Below are 22537 nucleotides of genomic sequence, written 5' to 3'. Positions count from 1 at the left end.
AGTATGAAGCGCCTCAAAATCCTATGGCGGTGGTTCGCGCGAAAGTTCGGGTTTGCCCGGCTGATGTGCCTGGCGCTGCTGATCGGATTCGCCGGGCTTCGCGTCTGGGATCCGCCGCCGATCCAGGAACTGCGCCTGCGCACCTTCGACATGTTTCAGCTGATCGATCCGCGCCACAAGGCGGCGCGGCCGGTCACCATCATCGACATCGACGATAGGAGCCTGGGCAAGCTCGGCCAGTGGCCGTGGCCGCGCACGCGGATCGCCGACATGATCCTGAATCTCACCAATCTCGGCGCGGTGGCGATCGGTTTCGACGTGGTGTTCTCCGAGCCCGACCGGCTCAATCCGGATATCGTCGCTGGCCAGATGCGCTATCTGGACGACGTCACCCGTGCCAAGCTGCGCGAGCTGCCGACCAACGACCAGACCCTCTCGGAAGCCATCAAGGGCTCGCGCGTGGTGCTGGGTGAGACCGGACAGCCGGCCGCTACCGCCGAGATCGACAAGACGCTTCCCTTCACGGGCGTGGCGACGGTCGGCGAGGAGGGGGCCGAACGCTTCCTGTTCGAATTCCCGGGCCTGCTCCGCAACGTGCCCGTCATCGAGAAGGTTGCCGCCGGCCGCGGCCTGTTTACCATCAGGACCGAGCGCGACGGCTTGATCCGCCGCGTGCCGATGATCATGCGTGCGCAGGGCAATATCATGCCCTCGCTCAGCCTCGAGATCCTGCGCGTCGTCACCAGCACGCCGACGCTGCTGGTCAGGACCGACAAGACCGGCGTCAGGGCGATCCGCCTCAAGGGCGTCGAGATTCCGACCGACAAGAACGGCCAGCTCTGGGTTCACTATGCCCGCCAGGACCCCTCGATCTACGTCTCGGCGGCCGATGTGCTCGACAACAGCGTGTCGCCCAGCAAGATCGCCGGCAAGCTGGTGCTGATCGGCACCTCCGCGGTGGGGCTGAACGACATCAAGACCACGCCGGTGTCGGCGAACATGCCGGGTGTCGAGATCCACGCCCAGGTGCTCGAAAGCGTGCTGAGCGGCGCGGTGATCTCGCAGCCGAACTATGCGCTCGGCGTCGAGCTGCTGGCGGCGCTCATCATCGGCCTGCTCGTCATCATCTTCACGCCGAACCTCGGCCCGGTGCGGCTTGTGCTCGCGGGTGGAATGTTCGCGGCGGTCCTGGTCGGCGTGTCCTGGTTCTTCTACGCGCAGTACCGCTACCTCATCGACTTCACCTATCCGCTCTTGTCGACCACCGCGATCTACCTGACGCTGATCTTCGCGAGCTTCGTGCGCGAGCAGCGCCAGCGCGTGCAGATCCGCGGCATGTTCGCGCAGTACATGTCGCCCGTTCTGGTCGAGCAGCTCGCGCAGTCGCCGGAAAAGCTCGTGCTCGGCGGCGAGGAGCGCGAGATGACGATCATGTTCTCCGACGTGCGCGGCTTCACCACGATCTCCGAGAGCTACAAGCAGGATCCGCAGGGCCTGATCGCGCTGATGAACCGCTTCCTGACGCCGCTGACCGACGTGATCATCGAGCAGAAGGGCTATATCGACAAATACATGGGGGACGCCATCATGGCGTTCTGGAATGCGCCGCTCGACGATGCGCAACACGAGGTCAACGCCTGCGAGGCCGCGATCCAGATGCTCGAGCAGATCGACACGGTCAACAAGGCGCGCGAGCAGGAGGCCGCCGAGGGCGGCCACGTCTACATCCCGCTCAATGTCGGCATCGGCCTCAATACCGGCATCGGCGTGGTCGGCAACATGGGTTCCGATCTGAAGAAGAACTATTCGGTGCTGGGCGACAGCGTGAACCTGGCCTCGCGCCTGGAAGGGCAGTCGAAGGAATACGGTTTCCCAATCATCGTCGGCTCCAAGACGGCGCTCGCCGCCAAGGACAAGTTCGCGATCCTCGAGCTCGACTTCATCATGGTCAAGGGCAAGACCGAGCCGGAGGTGATCTACGCCATTGCCGGCCGGGAGGACGTGATGCATTCCGCCGCGTTCCAGCGGCTGCGCAACATCACCATCGAGATGCTCGGCTGCTACCGCGGCCGTGACTGGCAGGGCGCGCTCGCCGCGATCGATCGCGGCCGCAAAAGCGAGGACGCCGACACGCTGGAAAAGCTGTTCAAACTCTACGAAGCGCGCATCAAGGATTTCCAGCTCAATCCGCCACCCGACGGCTGGACCGGGGCGTATGCGCTGCTGACGAAGTAGCGCTGCGAGTGATTGGGCTCCCCGTCGCCCACACTCGTCATTGCGAGCGGAGCGAAGCAATCCAGAGTGTCTCCGCGGATGCATTTCTGGATTGCTTCGCTCCGCTCGCAATGACGATTCTGTTGAGGCATTTGCGCGTAGTAGCTCCCGGCGGTCGTCCCGGCGAAGGCCGCGACGACCGCGTTCATTGAGGCGGCCGCACGGGAGCCGCCTCACTCCACCCCGATCGTGGTCAGATCCTGGAACCAGTGCTGCGCCTGGACGAACTGCTTGATCCTTGGCGACAGCGCGTGCGGGTTGGTGTCGTGGACGACCCACACCAGCACGGAATCGTCGACGATCAGGGCATGCGCCTGCGCGATCAGATCGTCCTGCTTGGCGGTGTCGAAGGTCTGCTTGGCCTCGTTGATCAGGGCGTCGACCTTCGGGTTCTTGTAGCCGCCCCAGTTGACGCCGACCGGCGCGATCTGGTCGGAGGCGAAGAAGCGCACGATGGCGTAGAGCGGGTCGGAGGTGACATAGGCGATGTTGTTGGCGGTGATGCCGGCGTTCATTTCGTCGGCCGCGCCCTTGCGCCAGTGCGTGTATAACGTCTCGAGCTCGACGACCTTGAAGTCGATGTCGATGCCGATCTCCTTGAAACTCTGCTGCAGGAATTCGTTCATCGGCAGCGACAGCATCTGCCCGGTGCCGCCTTGCGCGATGATGAAGGTCGTCTTCAGCGGCTTGTCCTTGGAGTAGCCGGCCTCCTCGACCAGCTTCTTGGCCGCTGCGAGGTCGTACTTGATGTCGAAGCTCGGCTTGCCGAACCACGGGCTCGACGGGTCGACCTGGCCTTTTGCGGGCTTGGCGAGGCCGTTCATCAGCCCGACCACGCCCTCGCGGTCGATCGCGAGGTTGAGCGCCTTGCGCAGGCGGATGTCGGTCCAGGGCGAGCCCGGCAGCATGCTGAGATGATAATTCCAGACATGCGGCGTGATGTTGTCGACGATCTTCATGCCGGCGGCCTTGAGCTGCGGCACGGCGTCCGGCGCTGGGGTCTCGATCAGGTCGACCTGTCCGGCCAGCAGCGCGTTGGTGCGCGTCAGCGCTTCGGGCATCGGCACCAGCACGATCTTGTCGACCTTCGGAATGCGCGTCTTGTTCCAGTAATCCGGGTTCTTGGTCAGCTCAGCAAGCTCGCGCGGCACCAGCTTGGTCAGCTTGAACGGGCCGGTGCCGGAGGGTTGGCTCGCGAACTTGTCCCAGTCCTTGCCGAGCTTTTCGTACTGCGCGGGGCTCGAGACCAGGAACCAGAGCATCTGATAGGGAAAGAAGGAGTCGACCGTCTTGGTGGTGATCTCCACCGTGAAGTCGTCGATCTTGGCGTAGCTGGCAACGGAGGGCAGGCGCGTCTTCACCTGCGCGCTCTGGCGCTTGTCGAATTGCGGCGCCTTGTCGTTGAGCACCTTGTCGAGATTCCAGATCACCGCGTCGGCATTGAACTCGCTGCCGTCGTGAAATTTCACGCCCTTGCGCAAGGTGAAGCGCCATTTGGTCTTGTCGCTGTCGTCGACCTTCCACTCGGTGGCGAGCCCCGGCACCAGCTTGCCGGGCCGGTCGGCGACGTCCATCTCCCAGGCGACCAGCGGATCGTAGATCGTGTAGGCCGTGAACTGATAGGCGCCGGCGCCGCGATCCGGCTGGCCGGTCGTCAGCGGAATATCCGCCATCGAAATGCCGTAGCGCACCACGGTTTCGGCGCGCGCCGAGATTGCAGAGAACGCCAGTGCAAGCACGGCGAGGCAAATCGATGATCGGGTATGCATGGCCCAAGGCTCCCAGGGAGAAATCGGGGCCAAACCTGCAAGCTCGATGCCAGAATAGGCAGCGCGACGCGTTTAGCGGCGCGCGATCACAAGGACTTGTCGTCGCAGGGGCAATTTGCAGAATAAGTTTCCCCATTGGCATGGCCATTGCATACGATTGCATCAAAAATAGTCATCGAAAGCCGGAAAAGGATTGAGGCGATGCTTATCAAGACGACTCCAACTCGCGCGGCGCTGATCGCGTTGCTGGCGCTCGGCACCGCGGCCGCATGGCCGCGCGTGGCCGGTGCCGAAACCGTGCTGCGCATCGGCATGACCGCTGCCGATATTCCGCGCACGCTCGGCCAGCCCGACCAGGGCTTTGAGGGCAACCGCTTTACCGGCCTCACGATGTATGACGGGCTCACCGGGTGGGACCTGTCGTCCGCCGACAAGGCGAGCGTGGTGATCCCCGGCCTTGCCACCGAGTGGAAGGTCGACGATGCCGACAAGACCAAGTGGATCTTCAAGCTGCGTCCCGGCGTCACCTTCCATGACGGCTCGCCGTTCAACGCCGACGCCGTGGTGTGGAATGTCGAGAAGGTGCTGAAGCAGGACGCGCCGCAGTTCGATGCGAGCCAGGTCGGCGTCACCGCCTCACGCATGCCGACGCTCGCCTCCGCGAAGAAGATCGACGACATGACGGTCGAGCTTACCACCAAGGAGCCCGACAGCTTCCTGCCGATCAACCTCACCAATCTCTTCATGGCGAGCCCGGCGAAGTGGCAGGCCTTCTATGACAAGGCCGAAGGCGCCGACGCCAAGGCGAAGTCGCAGGCCGCCTGGACCGCGTTCGCCAAGGATGCCTCGGGCACAGGCCCGTGGAAGATGGCGAGCTTCACGCCGCGCGAGCGGCTCGAGCTCGTGAAGAACGCCAGCTATTGGGACAAGGCTCGCGTGCCCAAGGTCGACAAGATGGTGCTTCTGCCGATGCCGGAACCCAACGCGCGCACTGCGGCGCTGCTCTCCGGCCAGGTCGACTGGGTCGAGGCGCCGGCGCCGGATGCGCTGCCCGAGCTCAAGCAGCGCGGCTTCAAGCTCTACGCCAACGAGCAGCCGCACGTCTGGCCGTGGCAGTTCTCGCGTGTCGAGGGCTCGCCCTGGAACGACATCCGCGTGCGCAAGGCTGCAAACCTCTGCGTCGATCGTGAAGGCCTCAGGGACGGCCTGCTCGCCGGCCTGATGGTGCCGGCGACCGGCACCTTCGAGCCCGGCCATCCCTGGCGGGGAAAGCCGACCTTCGAGATCAAATACGACAAGGCTGCCGCGCAAAAACTGATGCAGGAGGCCGGCTTTGGTCCGAACAAGAGGCTGGCGGTGAAGATCCAGACCTCGGCGTCCGGCTCGGGCCAGATGCAGCCGCTGCCGATGAACGAATATCTGCAGCAGGCGCTGGCCGAATGCTACTTCGATGTGCAGCTCGACGTCATCGAGTGGAATACGCTGTTCACCAACTGGCGCCGCGGCGCCAAGGATCCCACCGCCAACGGCTCGAACGCGACCAACGTCACCTATGCGGCGATGGACCCGTTCTTCGCGCTGGTGCGCTTCCTGCAATCGAGCATGGCACCGCCGGTGTCGAACAATTGGGGCTTCATCAACAATCCCAAGTTCGATGAGCTGGTGAAGAAGGCGCGGCAGACCTTCGATCCCGCCGCGCGTGACGCTGCGCTCGCCGAGCTGCACGCCGCCTCCGTCGACGATGCAGCCTTCCTCTACGTCGCCCATGACGTCGGCCCCCGCGCCATGAGCCCGAAGGTGACCGGCGTCGTGCAGCCGAAGAGCTGGTTCATCGACTTCTCGCCGGTCTCTCGCGCAGTAGTTCGAGCAACGCACTCGGTGCACCCTCTCCCCTTATGGGAGAGGGTGGCTTCGCGAAAGCGAAGCCGGGTGAGGGGTCTGTTTCCGCGGATGCCCCTCACTCATGCGAATGACCGTAGTCGCGGATAGAACCCCTCATCCGGCTCGCTCAGGAGCGCAATTGCGCTCCAGAGCGAGCCACCTTCTCCCACAAGGGGAAGGAAGAAAGAACCAAACGTGCTCGCCTATATCGCCAGACGCATCGTCTACGTCGTCCCGATCATCATCAGCGTGGCGCTGGTGTGTTTTCTGCTCGTGCACATCACGCCGGGCGATCCGCTGGTGGCCGTGCTGCCGGCCGACGCGTCGCAGGAGCTCGCGGCGCAGCTTCGCGCCGCCTACGGCTTTGACCGGCCGCTGCCGGTGCAGTTCGGCCTCTGGCTGCTGCGCGCGCTGCATGGCGATCTCGGCAACTCCATCGCGACGGGGCGGCCCGTGCTCGCCGAAGTCATGCGCGCGGTCGGCAACACCGTCACGCTCGCGATCGCCGCGGCCATCATCGGCTTCACGATGGGCATCCTGCTCGGCCTGATCGCCGGCTATTTCCGCGAGACCTGGATCGACAAGCTGGCGACGTCCTTTGCCATCGCCGGCGTCTCGGTGCCGCATTACTGGCTCGGCATGCTGCTCGTCATCATCTTCTCGGTTGAGCTGAACTGGCTGCCCGCGGTCGGCGCCGGTCCCGGCGGCTCCGGCGCATGGGCATGGGACTGGGCGCATCTCAAATACCTGGTGCTGCCGGCGATCACGACCTCGGTGATCCCGATGGGCATCGTCACCCGCACGGTGCGCGCGCTCACCGGCGACATTCTCTCGCAGGACTTCGTCGAGGCGCTGCGGGCAAAAGGCCTGCACGAGCGAGGGGTGTTCCGCCACGTCATCAAGAATGCCGCGCCGACTGCGCTCGCGGTGATGGGCTTGCAACTCGGCTACATGCTCGGCGGCTCGATCCTGATCGAGACCGTGTTCTCCTGGCCGGGCTCGGGCTTCCTGTTGAATTCGGCGATCTTCCAGCGTGACCTGCCGCTGCTGCAGGGCACGATCCTGGTGCTGGCGCTGTTCTTCGTCTTCCTCAATCTGCTGGTCGATATCGCGCAAGCCGCGATCGACCCGCGCATCAAGCGGGGCTAGCGGGATGAGATTGAGCCCAGCTATAGCCGCGAAGGCAGTGCGCTCCCTCCCCCGCCTGCGGGGGAGGGCTGGGGAGAGGGTGTCTCCGCAATCGAGAACCCCCAAGAGGAGAGAACCCTCACCCGGCGCTTCGCGCCGACCTCTCCCGCAAGCGGGAGAGGTGGACTGCATCCTGGGCTCGCATCGATCAAATCTGTGCCCGCCGGAGGCTAGCCGATGAGCTCTGGTCTGGCTGTAGCCGCAAAGAAGGTGCGCTCCCTCCCCCGCCTGCGGGGGAGGGCTGGGGAGAGGGTGTCTCCGCAATCGAGAACCCCCAAGAGGAGAGAACCCTCACCCGGCGCTTCGCGCCGACCTCTCCCGCAAGCGGGAGAGGTGCACCGCGTCCTCGGCTTGCATCGATTGAACCAATACCTGCCGGGAGCCGGACGATGAGCGAGCTTCCGCTGTCCGCGATGAACGAGGCGGCGCTCCAGGCGGCGCCGGCGACCAAGGCGCGCGGCTATTGGGCGACCGTCGGCCGCCGCATCCTGCGCGACAAGGTCAGCATGGCCTGCGCGCTGGTGCTGCTCTTGATCTTCCTCTCCGCGCTGCTCGCGCCGTGGCTGGGCCTGGAGGATCCCTACAAGGGCTCGATGATCCGCCGTCTCCGTCATATCGCGACACCGGGCTATCCGCTCGGCACCGACGAGCTCGGCCGCGACATGCTGGCGCGGTTGATCTATGGCGGGCGGCTGTCGCTCGTCATCGGCATCCTGCCCGTGATCCTCGCCTTCGGCATCGGCACCTCGCTCGGCATCATTGCCGGCTATGTCGGCGGCAGGCTCAACACCGCGATCATGCGCACGGTCGACGTGTTCTACGCCTTTCCTTCCGTGCTGCTGGCGATTGCGATCTCCGGCGCGTTGGGCGCCGGCATCCTCAACTCCATCGTCGCGCTGACCATCGTGTTCGTGCCGCAGATCACCCGTGTTGCCGAGAGCGTCACCACCGGCGTGCGCAACATGGACTTTGTCGAAGCCGCGCGCGCTTCCGGCGCAGGCCCCTTCACGATCATGCGCGTGCACATTCTCGGCAACGTGCTCGGCGCGATCTTCGTCTATGCCACCAGCCTGATCTCGGTCTCGATGATCTTGGCCGCCGGGCTCTCCTTCCTCGGCCTCGGCACCAAGCCGCCGGAGCCGGAATGGGGGTTGATGCTGAACACGCTGCGCACCGCGATCTACGTCAATCCCTGGGTCGCGGCGCTTCCCGGCGCGATGATCTTCGCGGTCTCGATCTGCTTCAATTTGCTCTCGGACGGCCTGCGCAGCGCCATGGACATCAGGAACTAGGCCATGAGCGAGACCATCACCCCTTTCGAAATGCTCGAGCCGGTCGAAGACCGCGGCGGCGTGGCGCAGCCGCTGTTGCAGGTGAGCGGCCTCACAAAACATTTTCCGGTTCGCGGCGAGTTGTTCGGCGCCAAGCGCACCGTGCGCGCCGTCGACAACGTGTCCTTCTCCGTCGCCAAGGGCGAGACCGTCGGCATCGTCGGCGAGTCCGGCTGCGGCAAGTCGACCACCGCGCGGCTGTTGATGCATCTGATGCCGCGCGATGCCGGCGACATCATCTATGACGGCATGACCGTCGGCCAGTCGCTCTCCCTGCGCGAATTGCGCAGGGGCATGCAGATGGTGTTCCAGGATTCCTATGCCTCGCTCAATCCGCGCCTGACGATCGAGGAGTCGATCGCCTTCGGCCCCAAGGTCCACGGTATGGCGGACGCTGCGGCGCGCGCGCTGGCGCGCGAGCTGCTCGGCAAGGTGGGATTGCGACCGGAGAACTTCGCCAACCGCTATCCGCATGAGATCTCCGGCGGCCAGCGCCAGCGCGTCAATATCGCGCGTGCGCTGGCACTGTCGCCGCGGCTGGTGATCCTGGACGAGGCCGTCTCCGCGCTCGACAAATCGGTCGAGGCGCAGGTGCTCAACCTGCTCGCCGACCTCAAGCGCGAGTTCGGCCTGACCTATCTCTTCATCAGCCACGACCTCAACGTGGTGCGCTACATCAGTGATCGCGTGCTGGTGATGTATCTCGGCGAGGTGGTCGAGCTCGGCCCGGTCGACCAGGTCTGGGACCGGCCGGCGCATCCCTATACGCGTGCGCTGCTCGCCGCGATGCCGTCGTCCGATCCCGACAGGCGCACCGAGAAGCCGCCGATCACGGGCGATCCGCCCAATCCGATCGATCCGCCCCCGGGCTGCCGCTTCCACACCCGTTGCCCGTTTGCGGAGCCGCTCTGCGCAAATGCTACACCAAAGCTCACCGCCCTCGATAAGATGGGCCACGAGGCCGCGTGCTACATGGCGATCCCGGGTTCAGGCCATAGCCGCGCGCCGACGGAGGAAATGGCATGACGAGACCAACGACAAGAGAAATCATGGCGGCGGCGCAGGTCGCCGGTGTTCCCGTGGATGACGAGATCGCGACGCGCATCTCCAATTCGATCGGCCCTGCTTTCGACGGCTTCGCCGCCATTGCCGGCACGCTGCCGTTCGATCTCGAGCCGGCGCTCTACGTGGTCGCGCAGAACGCCAAGGTTTCGAAATGAGCACTGAGCCCGCCTTGATGACGCTCACCGAGGTCGCACGCGCGATCGCGATGAAGCAGGTGTCTTCGCATGAGGTGACGCGCGCCCTGCTGCATCGCATCGCGCAGTGGCAGCCGCATCTCAACGCCTTCATGTCGATCGAATCGGAGGCTGCGCTGAAAGCGGCCGATGCTGCCGACGCTCAACTGGCCAACGGCGAAGTACGCGGGCCGCTGCACGGCGTGCCGCTTGCGCACAAGGACATGTATTACGATGCCGGCAAGGTCGCGACCTGCGGCTCGCTGATCCGCCGCGACTTCGTTGCCACCACCACATCGACCGCCCTGCAGCGGCTGAAGGACGCCGGCCAGATCCGGCTCGGCACGCTGCATCTTGCCGAATTCGCCTATGGCCCGACCGGCCACAACAGCCATTACGGCCCGGTGTGCAACCCCTGGAATGTCGCGCACATCACCGGCGGCTCGTCGTCGGGCTCCGGCTCGTCGGTCGCGGCGCGGCTCACCTATGCGGCGCTCGGCTCCGACACCGGCGGCTCGATCCGCATGCCCGCGCATTTCTGCGGCGTCACCGGGCTGAAGACCACCTGGAGCCGCGTCAGCCGCGCCGGTGCGATGCCGCTGTCGCAATCGCTCGATACGGTCGGCCCGCTCGCCCGCACCGCCGAGGACTGCGCGCTGCTGCTGGCCTTGATGGCCGGCCCCGATCCGGAGGATCCGACCGCGAGCCACGAGCCGGTCTCGGACTACGTCGCTGCGACGAAGGGTTCGCTCAAGGGCCTGAAGATCGGCGTGCCCGCCTCGTTCTACGTCGACGATCTCGACAGCGAGGTCGCGCGTGTCCTCGACGAGACCATCGCGGTGCTCAAGCGCGAGGGCGCCGACATCGCCAAGGTCGAGTTGCCGGACCAGCGGCAATTGTCCGCGGCCAGCCAGCTCGTGCTCGCCGCCGAGGCCGCCGCCTTCCACAAGCGCTGGATGATCGAGCGTCCGCAGGATTATGGCCCGCAGGTCCTGATGCGGCTTCAGAACGGGCTCGCTGTTCCCGCCATCACCTATCTTGAGGCGATGCGCTGGCGCGGGCCTGCGCTTGCCGCGCACAACGCGGCGACCGCCGGCGTCGATGCGGTGATCGCGCCGGCTTCACCGGTGCCGGCGCCGACGATCGCGGAGAGTGACGTCGGCGGCGGACCGAACGCGCCGGCGCTGTTGCAGCGGCTGACGCTGTTCACTCGCCCGGTGAACTATCTCGGCCTGCCGTCGCTGACGGTTCCGTCCGGCTTCACCAAAAGCGGCCTGCCGATCGGCATGCAGCTCATCGGCCGCTCCTTCGATGAAGCGACCTTGCTCACCATCGGCGCCGCATTCCAGCGCGTGACCGATCACCACGACCGGGTCCCAAAACTGCCGTCATGACAAAGCTTGTCGAGATCTCAGGCCTCAATATCCGCTTCACTGGCGAGCGCACGGTCTTTGCCGTGAACGATCTCAATCTCTCGCTCGGCAACAGCGAGGTGCTGGGCCTGCTCGGCGAGTCCGGTTCGGGCAAGAGCGTGACGCTGCGTGCGCTGATGCGGCTGTTGCCGCGGAAACGCACGCAGATATCGGGCACGGTCAATGTGATGGGCCGCGACGTGCTCGCCATGAACGACGAGGAGCTTTCGTCCTTCCGCGGCCAGACCGTCTCGATGATTTTTCAGGAGCCCGCGCTCGCGCTCGATCCGGTCTACACGATCGGCGCGCAGATCGCCGAAAGCGTCGTGCGCCACGAGGGCAAGAGCTTTGCGGAGGGCAGGGCGCGCGCTCTCGAAATGCTCGAGGTCGTGCGCATCCCATCGGCAAAACGCCGGCTCGACGCCTATCCGCATGAGATGTCCGGCGGCATGCGCCAGCGCGCCATGATCGCGCTGGCGCTCGCCTGCCGGCCCAAGATCCTGCTCGCGGACGAGCCGACCACGGCGCTCGACGCCACCGTGCAGATCCAGATCCTGTTGCTGCTGCGCGAATTGCAGCGCGAGTTCGGAATGTCCGTCATCTTCGTCACCCATGACATCGGCGTCGCGATCGAGATCTGCGACCGCGTCGCGGTGATGTATGCCGGCCAGATCGTGGAGCAGGGCAGCCTGCGCGACATCGTCCGCGCGCCGATGCATCCCTATGCCAGGGGCCTGCTCGCCTCCACCATCCATGGCGCCAAGCGGGGACAGCGGCTCGAGACCATCCCCGGCACGCCGCCCTCGCTGGCGGAGAAGCCGCACAACTGCTCCTTCGCCCCCCGCTGCGCCGCCGCTCAGCCGCGCTGCCTGGAGCAACTGCCGCCGAATGTGGAGGTGGGGCCGGGCCGGGCGGCAAGGTGCGTGCTGGCGGAGAAGGTGACGGCCGGCTCGTAGTGCTCTCTTGTTGATGTGGAGTTAGCTGCGGCCACGCGCACACTGCGCTCCCTCCCCCGCAAGGGGGGAGGGAATGAGAGAGAAGCGCGCCCCTGACAGTGAGTGCACTCCTCACTTCGTGCGCGCCTCAATTCGAAAATCTTCTGCGCCTGCACCGAGTTGTCACGATTGACCGGGCGCATCCCGTCCGGCGCCGTTCTACTTTGCATGGGGTTGTTTTCGCGTTTTGGTCGAAGTGCGGCCGCCAGAGCGGAGGGGTTAACAGCATTCAGACCCCGTTCATCCCGGTTCCCGTTCCATGCCCCCCGTTCATGGAGAGGGACTTCAACTTATGTACATTTCTGGCCAAAGCCTCATCGTCATCCTGTTCGTCGGCCTGGTTGCCGGCTGGCTCGCTGGCAAGGTGGTCCGCGGAAGCGGGTTCGGCATCATCGGCGACATCGTGATCGGCATCGCCGGCGCGTTTGTCGCGAGCTTCCTATTCCCGAAGCTCGGCATCCATCTTGGCGTCGGGATGGTCTCGGAGATCATCTATTCCGCCATCGGCGCCATCATCCTGCTGCTGGTGGTGCGTCTGGTGCGCGGTGGCGGCCGGCTCTAGCGGGAGGCTCAACACGTCGGGAACTCCAACGCCTCTCCCCAAGCTGGGGAGAGGCGTTAAGCTTGCAAGAAAAAGCCGTATCCCTGTGAGATTCCGGACTTGCGCAGGTGCGCGGTCGGGGTAGATGATGAGCCATCGGTTTCGAGGATCAATTCGACGGCGTTGGGCGAGCGCCGAAAACACAATATTAATCCGGGTCAAGTAGCCCTGAAATTGCTTTTTAAAACAGGGGCTTCGCCCGTTACCCGAAAGAGATCAGACTGATGGCAGCCGTTCCCGGCTTTCGCCGTTCAGAGCTCGGTGAAGCGCTGCGCGCCTGTCGCTCGGCGTTCATCGGCGTTGGCCTGATGAGCTGCATGATCAACCTGCTCTATCTGACCGGGTCGATCTTCATGCTCGAGGTCTATGACCGCGTGCTGCCGAGCCGCAGCATCCCGACCCTGGTCGGCCTGATCATCCTGGCTGGCGGCCTCTATATCGCGCAGGGCGTGCTCGACATGATCCGCGGGCGCATCCTCGGGCGGGTCGGCACCGCGCTCGACGAAGCGCTCAACAAGCGCGTGTTCGACACCATCGTTCGCCTGCCGCTCCTGGTCGGCGGCCGCAATGAGGGACTGCAGCCGCTCCGCGACCTCGACAATGTCCGCTCCTTCCTCGGCGGCATGGGACCGAGCGCGTTCTTCGACCTGCCCTGGCTGCCGCTCTATCTCGCCATCTGCTTCGCCTTCCACGTCTTGATCGGCGTGACCGCGCTGGTCGGCGCCATCATTCTGGTCGGGCTGACGCTGGTCACCGAGTTCCTGTCCCGCCAGCCGGCGCGCGAGGCGATGGGGCTCGCCGCGCAGCGCAACGATCTCGCCCAGTCCAGCCGCCGCAACGCCGAGGTGCTGGTGTCGATGGGCATGGCCGGCCGGCTGAACCAGCGCTGGAGCGAGGCCAACGAAAAATATCTCGCCGGCAATCAGCGCGCGAGCGACGTCGCCGGCGGTCTCGGTGCGGTCGCAAAAGTGCTGCGCATGATGCTGCAATCGGCCGTGCTCGCGGTCGGTGCCTATCTCGTCATCCACCAGGAAGCGACCGCGGGCATCATCATCGCCGGCTCGATCCTGTCCGCGCGCGCGCTGGCGCCGGTTGATCTGGCGATCGCGCACTGGAAGTCCTTCGTCGCCGCCCGCCAGAGCTGGCACCGCCTGACCCGGCTGCTGGAGCAGATGCCGGCGCAGACGATGCCGACGCAGTTGCAGGCACCTACCAGCCGGCTGTCGGTCGAAGGTGTCTCCATCGTGCCGCCGGGCGATCAGCGCCTGATCGTGCAGGACGCCACCTTCGCGCTGACCGCGGGCAATGGTCTCGGGGTGATCGGGCCGAGCGGCTCCGGCAAGTCGTCGCTGATCCGCGCGCTCGTCGGCGTCTGGCAGCCGGTCCGCGGCAAGGTGCGGCTCGACGGCGCCGCGCTCGACCAATGGTCGTCGGATGCGCTCGGCCGCCATATCGGCTACCTGCCGCAGGACGTCGAACTGTTCGGCGGCACCATCGCGCAGAACATCAGCCGCTTCGATCCCGAGGCGACGTCGGACGGCATCATCGCCGCGGCGAAAGAGGCCGGCGTGCACGAGATGATCATCAAGATGCGCGAGGGCTACAACACGCAAGTCGGCGAGCAGGGCGCCGCGCTCTCCGCAGGGCAGGCGCAGCGCGTCGCGCTGGCGCGCGCGCTCTACGGCAATCCGTTCCTGATCGTGCTCGACGAGCCCAACTCCAACCTCGACACCGAGGGTGACGAGGCGCTGACCCGCGCGATCCGCTCGGCGCGCGAACGCGGCGCCATCGTGATTGTAGTGGCGCACCGGCCGATCGGCGTCGAGGCGGTCGACCAGATCCTGGTGCTGCGCGATGGCAAGGTGCAGGCCTTCGGTCCCAAGGAGCAGGTGCTTGCCCAGGTGCTCCAGCCCCGTGTTGCGCCGCCGGCGCCGATCAAGATCGTCAGCGAAGGCGGGGTGACCAAGCCATGAGCGCAGCGGGAAACCTGTCATGAGCGCAGCGGGAAACCTGTCATGAGCACGATGACGATTGGCGGCGTGAAGGGCGCGGACAAACAGGGCGTACGGCACTCGATCAGGTTTCACCTGATCCTCGGGCTGTCGATCGTGCTGTTCCTCGCCTTCGGGCTCGGCGGCTGGGCGTCGACGGTGCTGATTTCGGGCGCACTGATCGCGCCCGGGCAGGTCGTCGTCGAATCCAACGTCAAGAAGGTGCAGCACCCGACCGGCGGCGTGGTCGGCGAGCTGCGGGCCCGCGACGGCGACGTGGTCAAGGCCGGCGACATCGTGGTGCGGCTCGACGACACCGTCACCAAGGCGAACCTCGCCATCGTGACCAAGAATCTCGATGCAGCGCTGGCGCGTGCGGCGCGGTTGCAGGCCGAGCAGCGCGCTCTCGACAAGATCGAGTTCCCGCAGTTATTGCTCGATCGTGCCGCCGATCCCGACGTCAGGACGCTGGTCGCCAGCGAAAGCAAGCTGTTCGACGTCCGCGTCAACGGCCGCGCCGGCCAGAAGGCGCAGCTCCGCGAGCGCATCCAGCAGCTCAACGAGGAAATCGAAGGTCTCGCCGCGCAGGAAAAGGCCAAGGACAAGGAAATCGCCCTGGTGCAGCAGGAGCTCACCGGCGTTCGCGATCTCTACGACAAGCACCTGGTGCAGCTCTCGCGCCTGACCACGCTCGAGCGCGACTCCGCCCGCCTCAACGGCGAGCGCGCGCAATACATCGCCTCGCGGGCGCAGGCCAAGGGCAAGATCACCGAGACCGAGCTCCAGATCATCCAGGTCGACAAGGACATGGTGAGCGAGGTCTCCAAGGATCTGCGCGAGACCAACGACAAGATCGGCGAGCTGATCGAGCGCAAGGTCACCGCGGAGGATCAGCTCCGCCGCGTCGACATCCGCGCGCCGCAGGACGGCATGGTGCTGCAATCGACCGTGCACACGGTCGGCGGCGTCGTCACCGCCGGCGACACTCTGATGCTGATCGTGCCGCAGGCCGACGACCTCCAGGTCGAGGCCAAGGTCAATCCGGTCGATATCGACAAGCTCCAGGTCGGCCAGAAGACGCTGCTGCGCCTCTCCGCGTTCAACCAGCGCACCACGCCCGAGCTCAACGGCGTCGTCAGCCGCGTCTCGCCCGACGTCACCACCGATCAGCGCACCGGCCAGAGCTACTACACCATCCGCGTCTCGATGCCGGCCGAAGAGGTCGCCCGCCTCGGCGACGTCAAGCTGATCCCCGGCATGCCGGTCGAGGCCTTCGTCCAGACCGGCGACCGCACCATGCTGTCCTACCTGATGAAGCCGCTGCACGACCAGCTCATGCGGGCGTTCCGCGAGAAGTGACGCGCGAAAGCGCGTCATCCCGGAGCGCGCTTGGCGTGCATCCGGGATCTCGATCCATAGTTTCGGTCCCGCAGGGTGGGCAAAGGCGCGTAGCGCCGTGCCCAGCATTCACCTCCTGATATTTGAAAGGGTGGTCACGCTTCGCTTTGCCCACCCTACGACAGCTTCCACTCGTCATTGCGAGCGCAGCGAAGCAATTCAGGCCATCTCCGTGGAGAGATTTCCGGATTGCTTCGCTGCGCTCGCAATGACGGCGTCGCCATCTTCTTGCTATACTCCGACACCAAGCGGCTCTTCAAAGCAACTGGCGCAAAAATGCATCCCATCCCAATCCAATCCCCGCCGTCCATCGCCACCGAAGCCTTCACCGATGCGGCCGCGGCCGTCGCCCGCCTCGAAGAAATCTACGAACGCAACACAAGATTCCTGCGCGAACGGTTCGAGGCCTATGTTGGCGGCGAGGCGATCACGACGCATATGCGCGCCTACTATCCCTTCGTCCGCATCACCACCGCGACCTATGCGCGGCTCGATTCGCGTCTCTCCTACGGCTTCGTCGCCGGACCTGGCGTGCATGAGACCAGCGTGACGCGTCCCGATCTGTTCCGGAGCTACCTGACCGAGCAGATCGGCCTGTTGATCCAGAATCACGGTGTGCCCGTCGAGATCGGCGAATCCGGCGAACCGATCCCGATCCACTTCGCCTATCGCCGCGATATCAACATCGAAGCCGCCATTTCCACCAGCGAGAAGTCGCCGGTAATGCGGTCGCTGCGCGACGTGTTCGACGTGCCTGATCTCGCCACCATGGACGATGCGATCGCCGACGGCACGTTCGAGCTGAAGCCCGGACTGCCCGAACCGCTCTCCCTGTTCCGGGCCGCCCGCGTCGATTATTCGCTGCGGCGGCTCTATCACTACACGGGCACCGATCCCGAGCATTTCCAGAATTTCGTGATCTTCACGAACTACCAGTTCTATGTCGATGCCTTCGCGCAGCTCTGCCAGCAGCGGCTGCAGTCCGGCGAGGCCGGTCTCGACGCTTTTGTGGCGCCGGGCAACGTGATCACGCGCAATGGCGGCGCGATGACCGGGCTTGCGCCCGAGCGCACGCCGCAGATGCCGGCCTTCCATCTCGTCATGCCCGGCTATCGCGGCATCTCCCTAATCAACATCGGCACCGGTCCGTCGAACGCGCGGAACGTCACCGACCACGTCGCCGTGTTGCGCCCGCATGCCTGGCTCATGCTCGGCCATTGCGCGGGCCTGCGCAATACGCAGCGGCTCGGCGACTATGTGCTCGCCCATGGCTATGTGCGCGAGGATCACGTGCTCGATCGCGAGCTGCCACTGTGGGTGCCGATCCCGGCGCTGGCCGAGATGCAGGTCGCGCTCGAAGAGGCGGTCGAAGATGTCACTGGCCTCGAAGGCTTCGAGCTCAAGCGCTTGATGCGCACGGGCACCGTTGCGAGCGTCGACAATCGCAACTGGGAGATCAGCGGGCCTGCGGTGATCCGCCGCCTGTCGCAATCGCGCGCCGTGGCGCTCGACATGGAATCGGCAGCGATCGCGGCCAACGGCTATCGCTTCCGCGTCCCCTACGGCACGCTGCTGTGCGTCTCCGACAAGCCATTGCACGGCGAGATCAAGCTTGCGGGCATGGCGAGCGAGTTCTACCGCCGCCGCGTCGGCCAGCATCTCGAGATCGGGCTGAAGGCGCTCGAGCGGCTGAAGCAGCAGGAATCGGAGCGGCTGCATTCGCGCAAGCTCCGCAGCTTCGCCGAGGTGGCGTTCCAGTAGCTCGTCTGTCGCGTTGGATGGAAGGACAGGAGAACTGTCGTACGAACGCTGACGTCTCCGTGACCGGAGCGTCCTGGAATATCGCTGCCGCGGCAGTGTTATCAACTCGTCCGGGGCCGCTTCGATCAAGACAGGAGACAGGCATGATCTCAGGGATGATCAGAATCCTCGTGCTGGGCACGTTTGCGGCGGCCCTGTTGGCCTCGCCGACCTTTGCCGCAGGCGGAGGCGGCGGTGGTGGAGGCGGCGGCAGCGGCATCAGTACCAGCGATCCCTATGCCGGCGCCTATGCGACGCCGAGCACCACCACTACCCAGCCGACCTATCCGAGACGTCCGGGAACGAAGGCCAGCAAGGCCAGGAAGCCCAACAACCAGTCCAGCATCGACGATCCGGCATTCGCGGCCGGCTATCGCGTGGCCTATGACACGATCTACGAGCGCAATGATTACGCGGCCGCGATCGAGCAATTGAAGGCGCTCGGCCATGACGACCATCCGAACGTCGCCAACCTCATCGGCTACTCCTATCGCAAGCTCGGCGACTACAAGCAGTCACAGGTCTGGTACGAGCGCGCATTGAAGGCGGATCCGAACCACGTGCTGACCTGGCAGTACTACGGCCTGTGGCAGCTCGAGCAGGGCAATCGCGAGCAGGCGCTCTATCACCTGAGCCGGATCGCGGCCATCTGCGGGACGGATTGCGAGGAGTACAAGTCCTTGGCCGCAGCGCTGGAAAAGCCGACCGGTACGGCGCTCGTCTACTGAGGTGAAGCTGCTGAATGAGAGCGCGTCCGGGCATGCGCTGCTGACGCGCTCCCCATGATTGCGCTGTCCCTTGGATTGCCCTGTCCCTTGGCCCATGGTGACAAGGCGTCAGATTTTCAGCATTGTCCCGCGCGGGGGCGCGAACGGAACAATTGGATGCCGCTGACGCGCGACAAGATCGTGGGCCATGATCTGGAACGTCTGGCCTTTCGTTTCACCATGCTGAACGACGGTGACGTCGTGCAGTGTCAGATCAGCGACGCCGCCATGGACGAGCTGGCGGGCATGGAAGGCACCGAGAGCAGCGCGCGCCAGGCGCAGTTCCTGTCGCTGCGCGAGACCATCGAACGGATCGCGTCAGACCTCTACGACGAGGCACCGCGGGTCCGGGGCCATGTGGTGCGGATTTTCACGCGACATTTGGAGAGGTAGGCGCGCCCGATCTTCCGCCGTCATCGCTCGGCTTGACCGGGCGATCCAGTATTCCAGAGGCGGTTGTGATTCAATCGATAGGCCTCGGCGTACTGGATACCCCGGTGCCGGCTCCGCCAAGGCTACGCCGGGCCACAAGGGTGCTCGGCCGCCGAAGCTTCAGCGAAGGCGGCATGCTGGAGCATGACTGCGGTACATGCGGGATGGTTGTCCCGATTCACTTGAGCCGCGATACAAATCACCGCTCCAAATTCTTCAGCAGCAGCCTCAGCGCCGTTGCCGCAAAAGTCTGCATGTTCGCGAGTCGATCCTTGCTGCCGGTCTCCAGCGTCATGACCTCCGCCGCGGGTCCTGCGACCGCCATGCAGCTATGGCCAGCGGCATCGCCGTAGCTGTTGCCGGAGGGGCCGGCTGCGCCGGTCTCGGACAGGCCCCAGTCGCAGCCGAAGCGGCCGCGCATCTGCTCGGCGAGAAGTTTCGCGTAAGGCTCCGATGAGGATCGAAAGCCCTTCATGCCGTCATCCGAAATATCCATCAGCACCCGCCGCGCATCGCGCGTATAGACCACGGCGCCCCCGAGGAAATAGGCCGACGCGCCGGGCACTGCGAGCAGGCTTGCCGCGATCAGGCCGCCGGCCGAGGATTCCGCGACCGCGATGGTCTCTTTGCGCGCGATCAATTTCGCTGCGACCTGTTCCGCAATGCCAACGAGCTCTTTCATTTCTTTAGCCTCCCATCCTCGCAACCGAGCTGCGACTTCCTAGCATATGACAGCGGCCTTGGCCGAGTTGCAGGGGGCGGGCAGGCCTGCTTGAATGGTGGGCGCAAGACGGCGCGGCGAAGCGCTGCGCAAGGGGAAACGTGAAGAGGAGACGTCATGACGTCCCTGATCGCCGGCGGTGTGGATTGCGACGTGCACCCGGCGGTGCCGCATCTGACGAGCCTGTTGCCCTATCTGAGCGACTACTGGCGCGACCAGGTGACGACGCGCGGCATGGTCGACCTCATCTCGCAATCCTATCCGAAGAACTCGCCGATCACGGCGCGCGAGGACTGGCGTCCCGACGCCGGCAAGCCCGGTTCGAGCCTGGAGGACATGCAGCGCCATGTGCTCGATCCCTTCGCGGTCGGCCACGCCATCTGCAATCCGCTCTACGGCGTGCAGATGGTGTTTTCCGAGGACATGCAAGCCGCGTTCTGCCGCGCGCTGAACGACTGGCTGGCGAAGGAATGGCTCGATCGCGACACGCGGCTGTGCGGCTCGATCGTGATCCCCACGCAAAGCATCGAGAAAGCCGTCGCCGAGATCGAGCGTTGCGCGCAGGACCGGCGCTTCGTGCAGGTCTTGATGCTGGTGATGGGCGACACGCCGCTGGGAAAGCGCGCGCTGTGGCCGATCTATGCGGCTGCGGAACGGCTGGACCTCGCCATCGGCGTCCACGCCGGTTCCGCCTATCACAATCCGCCGACCTCGGTCGGCTGGGGTTCCTATCACATCGAGGATTATGTCGGTCAGGCCCAGGCGTTCCAGACCCAGCTCACCAGCCTGATCGTCGAGGGCGTGTTCGCGCGTCATCCGCGGCTGAAGATGGTGATGCTGGAATCCGGAATCTCCTGGCTGCCGCCCTATCTCTGGCGCCTGCACAAGTTCTGGCGCGGCGTGCGAATGGAGACGCCCTGGGTCGACCGCGCTCCGCTGGAAATTGTGCGCAGCAACATCCGTTTCTCATTACAACCATTTGACGCGCCGCCGGAACCGGAGACATTAATTCGCCTGTTTGATCATATGCAGTCCGATGAATTGGTCCTATTCTCCACGGACTATCCGCACTGGCAGTTCGACGGCCAGGATGCGCTGCCCGAAGGTCTGTCCCCCGATCTCGTGCGCAAGATCATGATCGACAATCCGCATGCAACCTATCCCCGCCTGACTTAGCCGCTGCCAAAGGAGGCAAGGCGATGAATATCCAGTTCCGCGAGAGCTCCGAAGCCGCTTCCCCCCTGACCGCAAAAACCGCGATCGCGGATTGCGATATCCATCCGGCACGCGCGACCCGAACCGAGCTCTATCCCTATCTCGCCAAGCGCTGGCAGCATCATCTCGAGATCTACGGTGTCCATGCCTATCAGGGCATGATGGAAGGCCCGCCCTATCCGAAGGCGCAGCCCAACGCTTCGCGTCGCGATGCCTATCCGCCGGAAGGCGGTCCGCAGGGTTCCTCGCTCTCCTTCATGCAGAAGCAGCATCTCGATCCCAACAATGTGCAGCTCGGCGTACTCAATCCGCTCAACACCGGGCAGGGCATCCGCAATCACGAGCTCTCGGCAGCTTTGTGCTCGGCGATCAACGACTGGCAGATCGACAAATGGACCAGCAAGGACAAGCGGCTGAGAGCCTCCATCGTCGTCGGCAATGAGGACGGCCTGTCGGCCGCCGCCGAAATCCGCGAGCGCGCCGGCGACAAGAATTTTGTCCAGGTGCTGCTGCTCAGCCGCAATGTCGAGCCGCTGGGTCAGCGCCGCTACTGGCCGATCTATCAGGCCGCGGAAGAGGCGGGGCTGCCAGTCGGCGTGCACGCCTTCGGCTTCGGCGGCAATCCGATCACGCCGTCGGGTTGGCCGAGCTACTACATCGAGGAGATGGTCGGACATTCGCAGTGCCAGCAATCGGCACTCGCAAGCCTCGTGCTCGAAGGCGTGTTCGAGCGCTTCCCGAAGCTGAAGATGGTGATGATCGAGGCCGGCTTCGGCTGGGCGCCGTCACTGGCCTGGCGGCTCGACAAGGTCTGGCAGCGGCTGCGCAGCGAGGTGCCGCACGTGAAGCGGCCACCGTCGGAATATATCCGCGAGCAGGTGTGGTGGACCACGCAGCCGATGGAGGATCCGGAGCGGCGCGAGGATCTGTTCGACGTCATCAAGTGGATCGGCTGGGACCGGCTCCTGTTCGCGACGGACTATCCGCATTGGGACTATGACGAGCCGTCGCGCGTGCTGCCGCCGGGCGTCAGCGAAACCAATCGTGAGGCGTTCTATCGCGACAACGCGCGGAAGCTGTATGGAATCAATTGATGGCGCGTCATGTGATCGCGTCGGTCGATGAGCTCCCGCCCGGTACGCGAAAGTTTTTGGAGATCGACGGCCGGCCGATCGCGGTTTTCAACATCAAGGGCGAATATTTCGGCCTGTTGAACCGCTGCCCGCATCAGGGGGCGGCGCTGTGCGAGGGCTCGTTGATCGGGCTCGCTCGGTCAAAAGATCCCGGCGAGATCGAATACACCAAGCTCGGCGAAATCATCCGCTGCCCGTGGCACGGCTGGGAATTCGACGTGCGCACCGGCCAATCCTACTGCGATCCCCGCCGCTTCCGCGTGAAAGCGTATCCGGCCCATGTCGAGCCCGGCACGAGCGTGGTGAAGGGCCCGTATGTCGCCGAGACGATCCCCGTGCGGGTCGAGAGCGATTACGTGGTGGTGGAGCTCTAACCCCCACCGTGTAGTCG

18 protein-coding genes and 1 pseudogene are annotated in these 22537 nt (G+C 65.0%); 17 read left to right on the top strand and 2 right to left on the bottom strand.

Going from position 1 to position 22537, the window contains the following annotated elements; translation table 11 throughout:
• Positions 1-3: 3 nt before the first annotated feature.
• Complete coding sequence (locus K289_RS0100385; protein WP_027549623.1) at positions 4-2235, top strand: CHASE2 domain-containing protein; 2232 nt, start codon at positions 4-6, stop codon at positions 2233-2235.
• Positions 2236-2447: 212 nt separating this feature from the next.
• Here K289_RS0100385 and K289_RS0100380 read toward each other — a convergent pair whose 3' ends face one another.
• The gene (locus K289_RS0100380) at positions 2448-4043 is read right to left on the bottom strand and encodes an ABC transporter substrate-binding protein (RefSeq protein ID WP_027549622.1); all 1596 of its coding nucleotides are present in this window, start codon (positions 4041-4043) and stop codon (positions 2448-2450) included.
• A gap of 201 nt (positions 4044-4244) precedes the next feature.
• On the opposite strand from K289_RS0100380, the pseudogene K289_RS43725 reads away from it, so the two are divergent.
• From K289_RS43725 to K289_RS0100315, 13 genes and pseudogenes are all read left to right on the top strand, one after another.
• Positions 4245-5894, top strand: a pseudogene (locus tag K289_RS43725) (ABC transporter substrate-binding protein); the annotation flags it as partial.
• Between the two features lie 225 nt (positions 5895-6119).
• Entirely contained in the window at positions 6120-7073 is a 954-nt protein-coding gene (locus K289_RS0100370; protein WP_027549621.1) for an ABC transporter permease, read from the top strand.
• A gap of 428 nt (positions 7074-7501) precedes the next feature.
• On the top strand, positions 7502-8404 hold the full coding sequence (locus K289_RS0100365; protein WP_027549620.1) for an ABC transporter permease: 903 nt from the start codon (positions 7502-7504) through the stop codon (positions 8402-8404).
• Positions 8405-8407: 3 nt separating this feature from the next.
• Positions 8408-9469, top strand: a complete 1062-nt coding sequence (locus tag K289_RS0100360; protein ID WP_027549619.1) for an ABC transporter ATP-binding protein — start codon at positions 8408-8410, stop codon at positions 9467-9469.
• Positions 9466-9663 carry a hypothetical protein gene (locus K289_RS0100355; RefSeq protein WP_027549618.1) on the top strand — a complete coding sequence of 66 codons (198 nt, stop codon included), beginning with the start codon at positions 9466-9468 and terminating at the stop codon, positions 9661-9663. The genes K289_RS0100360 and K289_RS0100355 overlap by 4 nt, the downstream gene beginning before the upstream one ends.
• Positions 9660-11075 (top strand): Asp-tRNA(Asn)/Glu-tRNA(Gln) amidotransferase GatCAB subunit A, encoded by a 1416-nt coding sequence (locus K289_RS0100350; protein WP_027549617.1) that lies wholly within the window; start codon positions 9660-9662, stop codon positions 11073-11075. The genes K289_RS0100355 and K289_RS0100350 overlap by 4 nt, the downstream gene beginning before the upstream one ends.
• Positions 11072-12049 (top strand): ABC transporter ATP-binding protein, encoded by a 978-nt coding sequence (locus tag K289_RS0100345; RefSeq protein WP_027549616.1) that lies wholly within the window; start codon positions 11072-11074, stop codon positions 12047-12049. The genes K289_RS0100350 and K289_RS0100345 overlap by 4 nt, the downstream gene beginning before the upstream one ends.
• A 331-nt stretch (positions 12050-12380) precedes the next feature.
• Entirely contained in the window at positions 12381-12650 is a 270-nt protein-coding gene (locus K289_RS0100340; protein WP_027549615.1) for a GlsB/YeaQ/YmgE family stress response membrane protein, read from the top strand.
• Between the two features lie 263 nt (positions 12651-12913).
• A complete protein-coding gene (locus tag K289_RS0100335; RefSeq protein WP_027549614.1) occupies positions 12914-14662 on the top strand; it encodes a type I secretion system permease/ATPase in 1749 nt (582 codons plus the stop codon).
• A gap of 42 nt (positions 14663-14704) precedes the next feature.
• Positions 14705-16039 (top strand): HlyD family type I secretion periplasmic adaptor subunit, encoded by a 1335-nt coding sequence (locus K289_RS0100330; protein WP_027549613.1) that lies wholly within the window; start codon positions 14705-14707, stop codon positions 16037-16039.
• Positions 16040-16354: 315 nt separating this feature from the next.
• Positions 16355-17839 (top strand): AMP nucleosidase, encoded by a 1485-nt coding sequence (locus K289_RS0100325; RefSeq protein WP_084788530.1) that lies wholly within the window; start codon positions 16355-16357, stop codon positions 17837-17839.
• A 143-nt stretch (positions 17840-17982) separates the two neighbouring features.
• The gene (locus tag K289_RS0100320) at positions 17983-18606 is read left to right on the top strand and encodes a lipopolysaccharide assembly protein LapB (RefSeq protein WP_027549611.1); all 624 of its coding nucleotides are present in this window, start codon (positions 17983-17985) and stop codon (positions 18604-18606) included.
• 156 nt (positions 18607-18762) lie between these two features.
• The gene (locus K289_RS0100315; RefSeq protein WP_027549610.1) at positions 18763-19038 is read left to right on the top strand and encodes a DUF1488 family protein; all 276 of its coding nucleotides are present in this window, start codon (positions 18763-18765) and stop codon (positions 19036-19038) included.
• A gap of 238 nt (positions 19039-19276) precedes the next feature.
• Here the strand turns inward: K289_RS0100315 and K289_RS0100310 are convergent, their stop codons facing one another.
• Positions 19277-19759 (bottom strand): CinA family protein, encoded by a 483-nt coding sequence (locus K289_RS0100310; RefSeq protein WP_027549609.1) that lies wholly within the window; start codon positions 19757-19759, stop codon positions 19277-19279.
• A 156-nt stretch (positions 19760-19915) separates the two neighbouring features.
• On the opposite strand from K289_RS0100310, the gene K289_RS0100305 reads away from it, so the two are divergent.
• Genes K289_RS0100305 through K289_RS0100295 form a run of 3 tightly spaced genes read left to right on the top strand, consistent with a single transcriptional unit; the run spans position 19916 to position 22520 of the window.
• Positions 19916-20974, top strand: coding sequence for an amidohydrolase family protein (locus K289_RS0100305; protein WP_027549608.1), 1059 nt, complete (start codon positions 19916-19918; stop codon positions 20972-20974).
• Between the two features lie 23 nt (positions 20975-20997).
• A complete protein-coding gene (locus tag K289_RS0100300) occupies positions 20998-22107 on the top strand; it encodes an amidohydrolase family protein (RefSeq protein WP_027549607.1) in 1110 nt (369 codons plus the stop codon).
• The gene (locus K289_RS0100295) at positions 22107-22520 is read left to right on the top strand and encodes a Rieske (2Fe-2S) protein (protein WP_027549606.1); all 414 of its coding nucleotides are present in this window, start codon (positions 22107-22109) and stop codon (positions 22518-22520) included. Before K289_RS0100300 ends, K289_RS0100295 begins: the two co-directional genes overlap by 1 nt.
• Positions 22521-22537: the final 17 nt, after the last annotated feature.

Origin of the sequence: Bradyrhizobium sp. Cp5.3, from assembly GCF_000426265.1 — a bacterium.
GTDB lineage: Bacteria > Pseudomonadota > Alphaproteobacteria > Rhizobiales > Xanthobacteraceae > Bradyrhizobium > Bradyrhizobium neotropicale.
The sequence above is the reverse complement of the archived record's forward strand: the minus strand, read 5'-3'. Positions and strand labels throughout refer to the sequence as shown.